Genomic DNA, 6,029 nt, shown 5'->3' on the forward strand with positions numbered 1-6,029 from the left:
CCAGTGACCGACAGCGACAACCTCGATCTCTCCCGGCGGCGCCTGCTCGGCGTCGCCGGCGCGGCGGGCGCGGCCGGCCTCGTCGCCGGCGCGGCCGGCGGCGTCGGGATCTCCGCGGCCCTGTCCGGCGACGACACCGCCGCCGGGACCGGCTCCGGCGGCTCCCCCGCCCTGACCACCGTCGGCTCGACCGCGGTGATGTTTCACGGGAAACATCAGGCCGGCATCACCACCCCCCTCCAGTCCCGCGGTCATCTGATCGCCTTCGACCTCGCCCCGGGCGCCGGCCGCAAGGAGGCCGCAGCCCTGCTGCGCCGCTGGTCGGCCACGGCGAAGGTGCTGATGTCGGGCAAGGCCCCGGCCGAGGACACCGGGATCGCGCTCGACGCGGGTCCCTCCTCCCTCACGGTCACCTTCGGTTTCGGCCGGACCTTCTTCGACCGCACCGGGCTCACCTCGCGCCGTCCCGCCGAGCTGGACCCGCTGCCCGCCTTCTCCGCCGACGCCCTGGACCCCCGGCGCTCGGAGGGCGATCTGTGGGTGCAGATCGGCGCCGACGACGCGCTCGTCGCCTTCCACGCGCTGCGCGCCGTCCAGAAGGACGCCGGGGACGCGGCCCGGGTGCGCTGGCAGATGAACGGCTTCAACCGCTCGGCCGGCGCCACCGCCCAGCCGATGACCGCCCGGAACCTGATGGGCCAGGTCGACGGCACGGGCAATCCCAAGCCCACGGACCCCGACTTCGACCGGCGGATCTTCGTCCCGGCCGGGGCGGACGGCGGGCAGGAGTGGATGGCCGGCGGCTCGTACGCGGTGGTGCGCCGGATCCGGATGCTGCTCGACGACTGGGAGAAGCTGCCGCTGGACCGTCAGGAGAAGGTGATCGGGCGCCGGAAGTCCGACGGGGCCCCGCTCACCGGCGGCTCCGAGACCACCAAGCTCGACCTGAACAAGTTCGGTCCCGACGGGAAGCCGGTGATCCCCGACAACGCCCACTCCCGGATCTCCGCCCCCGAACAGAACGGCGGGGCGGCGATGCTGCGCAGGCCGTTCTCCTTCCACGACGGGATCGGTCCGGACGGGACGCCGGACGCGGGCCTCCTCTTCGTCTGCTGGCAGGCGGACCCGCTCAGGGGCTTCGTCCCGGTGCAGCGCAAGCTCGACCGGGGCGACGCGCTGTCCGCGTTCATCCGTCACGAGGCGAGCGGTCTCTTCGCGGTCCCGGGCGGCCCGGCCGAGGGCGAGTACGTGGGCCAGCGCCTCCTGGAGGCCTGACCACCACGACCGGAGCGAGCGCCTGCCCGGCCCGGGCGGGCGCCAGAGCGGCCCCCGACGGCACCGGCGAGGCCCGGGCAGGCACCGAAGCGGTCCGGGCAGGCACCGAAGCGGCCCGGGCGGGCTGCCGTCCGAGGGGTGAGAGGCCTCGCTCGGGCGGCCGCTCGGGGCGGCGGCGACCATTAGGGTGACGGTATGTCCGCCACCCGGTACACCTTTCTCGGCCCCGAAGGCACCTTCACTGAGGCGGCGCTGCGCACGCTGCCCGAGGCCGCGACGCGGGAGCTCGTCCCGATGCTCTCGGTCCCCGCCGCCCTCGACGCCGTACGGAACGGGGAGGCGGCGGCCGCGCTCGTCCCGATCGAGAACTCGGTCGAGGGCGGGGTGACCGCGACCCTGGACGAGCTGGCCTCCGGCGAGCCGCTGATGATCTACCGCGAGGTGCTCCTCCCGATCGCCTTCGCGCTGCTCGTCCGGCCCGGGACGAAGCTCTCGGAGATCAAGACGGTCACGGGCCACCCGGTGGCCCAGCCGCAGGTCCGGAACTGGCTGCGGGCGAAGCTGCCCGAGGCGGTGTGGGAGTCGGCGGCCTCGAACGCGGACGGGGCCCGGCTGGTGCAGGAGGGCCGGTTCGACGCCGCCTTCGCGGGGGAGTTCGCGGCGGCGACGTACGGCCTGGAAGCGCTGGTCTCGGAGATCCACGACGCGGAGAACGCCGAGACCCGGTTCGTGCTGGTGGGCCGGCCCGCCCGGCCTGCGGCTCCGACGGGCGCGGACAAGACCTCGGTGGTGCTGTGGCTGGGTGACGATCATCCGGGTGCCCTCCTCGAACTGCTCCAGGAATTCGCTGTGCGCGGGGTGAACCTGATGCTGATCCAGTCCCGGCCCACGGGGGCGGGGATCGGGAACTACTGCTTCGCCGTGGACACCGAGGGCCATATCTCGGACCGGCGGGTGGGCGAGGCGCTGATGGGCCTCAAGCGGATCTGCCCCAAGGTGCGGTTCCTCGGCTCGTACCCCCGGGCGGGTGTCGCGGTCGAGGACGTGTCGGCGCTGCGGCGCGGGACTTCGGACGTGGAGTTCATGGCGGCCTCCGACTGGCTGGCGAGGGCCCAGGACGGTCGGGCCTGAGTCGATGGTGACCGAACGCTCCCGGCGGTGTGAGCGTTCGTCCACAGGTACGAACCACTAGTCCTACCTGCATACTTTTCGGTTACCCACAGAGGTTATCCACAGGGCCGCGTGAGGCCTGGGGACAAGTCGACACCTCATCGAGACAAGGTCGACAAATCACCCCACTCACCCCCCGACACCGCGTGCGCCATCCACAGCGCGCCGCTGACGCCCTCGTCAGCGGCCTTCTCGGGACCCACCCGTTGGAGCGAGCAATTCCCACCCAAATGAGTGCGTGACGGGTGTTTGATCACGGAATTCCCAGGCACGATGAGGGAAATCCACGTGATCCTCTCCGTAGTCCACAGATCTTCCGCACAGCCTGTGGATAAGTGAATGGGACAAGCCCCCGGCGGGCCCTCGGCCAGCAATTCCACGACTCTCAATTCGGGCGAATCAACACGCGCCCCCTTATCCGGTGGGGCCGGGCGAACGCGCACCGGTAGCCTGGTGGGGTGATTGACCTTCGCCTGCTCCGTGAGGACCCCGACCGTGTTCGCGCCTCCCAGCGCGCCCGTGGAGAGGACGTCGCGCTCGTCGACGCCCTGCTCTCCGCCGATGAGCGGCGCAGGTCGTCCGGCGTCCGCTTCGACGAGCTCCGATCCGAGCAGAAGGCGCTCGGCAAGCTGATCCCCAAGGCCACCCCCGAGGAGCGCGCCGAGCTCCTGAAGAGGGCCGAGCAGCTCAAGACCGACGTCAAGGCCGCCGAGGCCGAGCAGAACGAGGCCGACGAGACGGCCAGGCAGCTCCTGCTCCAGCTCGGGAACATCGTCCACACGGACGTCCCGGTCGGCGGCGAGGAGGACTTCGTCGTCCTCGAGACGCACGGCACCATCCGCGACTTCGCGGCCGAGGGCTTCGAGCCCAAGGACCACCTGGAGCTGGGCGAGGCGCTCGGCGCCATCGACGTCGAGCGGGGCGCCAAGGTCTCCGGCTCGCGCTTCTACTACCTGACCGGCGTCGGCGCCCTTCTGGAGCTCGCCCTGGTCAACGCCGCGATCGCCCAGGCCACCGAGGCCGGCTTCATCCCCATGCTGACCCCCGCGCTGGTCCGCCCGCGCGCCATGGAGGGCACCGGCTTCCTCGGCCAGGCCGCGGAGAACGTGTACCACCTGGAGAAGGACGACTACTACCTCGTCGGCACCTCCGAGGTCCCCCTCGCCGCGTACCACATGGACGAGATCATCGAGGCCGACAAGCTGCCGCTGCGGTACGCGGGCTTCTCGCCCTGCTTCCGCCGCGAGGCCGGCACGTACGGCAAGGACACCCGGGGCATCTTCCGCGTCCACCAGTTCGACAAGGTCGAGATGTTCTCGTACGTCGCGCCGGAGGACGCCGAGGCCGAGCACCAGCGCCTTCTGGAGTGGGAGAAGCAGTGGCTGACCTCCCTGGAGCTGCCGTTCCAGGTCATCGACGTCGCCACCGGTGACCTCGGCGCCTCCGCCTCCCGCAAGTTCGACTGCGAGGCGTGGATCCCGACGCAGGGCAAGTACCGCGAGCTGACCTCCGCCTCGAACTGCGACAGCTTCCAGGCCCGCCGTCTCTCCGTCCGCATGCGCGACGACAAGGACGGCAAGAAGGTCGTCCAGCCGCTCGCCACCCTGAACGGCACGCTGTGCGCCGTACCGCGCACGATCGTGGCGATCCTGGAGAACCACCAGCTGCCCGACGGTTCGGTGCGGGTGCCCGAGGTGCTCCGCCCGTACCTCGGCGGCCGTGAGGTCCTGGAGCCGGTCGCCAAGTGAGTCCCTTCCCCTACCGCCTGGTCGCGACGGACCTCGACGGCACGCTGCTGCGGGCCGACGAGTCCGTCTCGGGCCGCACACGGGACGCGCTCGCCGCCGTGACGGCGGCAGGTGCCGCGCACATCGTGGTCACCGGCCGGGCCGTGCCCTGGACCCGGCACATCCTCGACGACCTCGGCTACCAGGGGATCGCGGTGTGCGGGCAGGGCGCGCAGGTCTACCACGCCGGTGAGCACCGGCTGCTGACCTCGCTGACCCTGGACCGGCAGCTCGCGGGGCTCGCCCTCTCCAAGATCGAGGCGGAGGTGGGCCCGCTCGCGGTGGCCGCGAGCCGTGACGGTCTGGACGGCGAGGTCCTGATGGGCCCCGGCTACCGGGCGCAGGAGGGGCCGCTGCCGTACGTCTCGTACGAGGACCCGGCGGAGCTGTGGTCGGCGCCGCTGACCAAGCTGTACGTCCAGCATCCGACGCTGACCGACGACGAGCTGACCCGCGTGGCGCGGGAGACGGTCGGCGGGCTCGTGGACGTCGTCATGGCGGGCCCGGGCATCGTGGAGATCCTCCCGCTCGGCCTGAGCAAGGCGACCGGTCTGTCGCTCGCGGCGCGCCGGCTCGGTGTGAGGGCCGCGGAGACGATCGCGTTCGGCGACATGCCGAACGACATCCCGATGTTCGGCTGGGCGTCGCACGGCGTGGCCATGGGCAACGCGCACGAGGAGCTGCGGGCGGTGGCGGACGAGGTGACCGCCTCGAACGAGGAGGACGGCATCGCGCTCGTCCTGGAGCGTCTGCTCTCGGCCTGACCGGCTGGATTCCGTACGAAGGCCCGCTCCCCCGAGGGGAGCGGGCCTTCGCGGGTTCACGGCCCGCGCGGACCGGGGTCCACGCGCTCGAAGCGGCCGCACCCGGGGGATCCCCCGTGTCCCCCGTACAACTAGTGTGCGCCGGGCGGGCGTTCGACGGCGACTGGTTTTCCCGGGGGCGGCGCCCCGCGGGTGAGCGGGTAGCAGCCGAGGCCGATCGCCAGCGAGATCGCGTGGCCGAGGTCGGTGTAGGTGCGGTCGGCGGCGAGCGGTACGAGGAAGAAGGCCAGCACTCCGGCGAGGTAGAACCAGCGCCAGGGGTGGGGCAGCCGGTAGGTCAGGATGCCGGCCGAGGCGGCCAGGCCGTAGCTGACGCCGATGTCGACGACGTGCGCCATGCTGCGCGGCACGTCGTGGAGCTGGATGGCCGCCAGGACCACCTGCTGGCTGATGAGCGTGGCCGCGACGTGGGCGCCGGCGACGGTGAGGAGCCATTTCGGGGTGCCGAGCCAGCGTTCCACGGGGGCGTGGAACACCTCGAAGAGCACCGCGTACAGCAGGAGGTCGGCCGGGTTCTCGATCCAGAAGCCACTGCCGAGCAGCGCCCGCATCGGGTGGTGCGCGAGCTGGTACAGATTGCTGCTGTTGCGGTGCAGGAGATAGGTCTCCAGGCCGTGCGGGGAGAGCGCGATGACGAGGCTGGTGATCGCGATGACCGCCAGCCACACATGCGTACCGGGTGACGAACGCACCCACGACCTGATCGGCCGGGACGGTTCGCCACCCGGTGAGGTTTCGCTCGGCACCTTTCAGTGCCTATCACCCGGAGCTGGGAGAAACCTCAGAAATTGATCATGTGTCCGGCAATACCGTGGATCGCTTCCTTCACGGCCTCGCCCAGGGTCGGGTGCGCGTGGACGTTCCGGGCGACCTCGTGGACCGTGAGGTCCCACTGCTGGGCCAGGGTCAGCTCGGGCAGCAGCTCGGTGACGTCGGGGCCGATCAGGTGGGCGCCGATGATCTCGCCGTACTT

The 6,029-nt window shown here is 71.4% G+C and carries 5 protein-coding genes and 1 pseudogene; 4 read left to right on the forward strand and 2 right to left on the reverse strand.

Annotation, left to right across the window (positions count from 1 at the left end; genetic code table 11):
* Positions 1 to 3: 3 nt before the first annotated feature.
* The 4 genes from efeB (at position 4) to ACZ7HT_RS27740 (ending at position 4,996) form a co-directional block, all read left to right on the forward strand.
* Positions 4 to 1,275, forward strand: a complete 1,272-nt coding sequence (gene efeB / locus ACZ7HT_RS27725) for an iron uptake transporter deferrochelatase/peroxidase subunit (protein WP_471170918.1) — start codon at positions 4 to 6, stop codon at positions 1,273 to 1,275.
* A 195-nt stretch (positions 1,276 to 1,470) separates the two neighbouring features.
* On the forward strand, positions 1,471 to 2,406 hold the full coding sequence (gene pheA / locus ACZ7HT_RS27730) for a prephenate dehydratase (RefSeq protein ID WP_471170920.1): 936 nt from the start codon (positions 1,471 to 1,473) through the stop codon (positions 2,404 to 2,406).
* Positions 2,407 to 2,903: 497 nt separating this feature from the next.
* Positions 2,904 to 4,193 (forward strand): serine--tRNA ligase, encoded by a 1,290-nt coding sequence (gene serS / locus ACZ7HT_RS27735; RefSeq protein WP_471170921.1) that lies wholly within the window; start codon positions 2,904 to 2,906, stop codon positions 4,191 to 4,193.
* Positions 4,190 to 4,996 carry an HAD family hydrolase gene (locus ACZ7HT_RS27740; protein WP_471170923.1) on the forward strand — a complete coding sequence of 269 codons (807 nt, stop codon included), beginning with the start codon at positions 4,190 to 4,192 and terminating at the stop codon, positions 4,994 to 4,996. Before serS ends, ACZ7HT_RS27740 begins: the two co-directional genes overlap by 4 nt.
* Before the next feature lie 131 nt (positions 4,997 to 5,127).
* Here the strand turns inward: ACZ7HT_RS27740 and ACZ7HT_RS27745 are convergent, their stop codons facing one another.
* The gene (locus tag ACZ7HT_RS27745; protein WP_471170925.1) at positions 5,128 to 5,748 is read right to left on the reverse strand and encodes a rhomboid-like protein; all 621 of its coding nucleotides are present in this window, start codon (positions 5,746 to 5,748) and stop codon (positions 5,128 to 5,130) included.
* Positions 5,749 to 5,837: 89 nt separating this feature from the next.
* Positions 5,838 to 6,029, reverse strand: a pseudogene (locus ACZ7HT_RS27750) (dihydrolipoyl dehydrogenase); the annotation flags it as partial.

This window comes from Streptomyces sp. NPDC037410 (assembly GCF_055602235.1).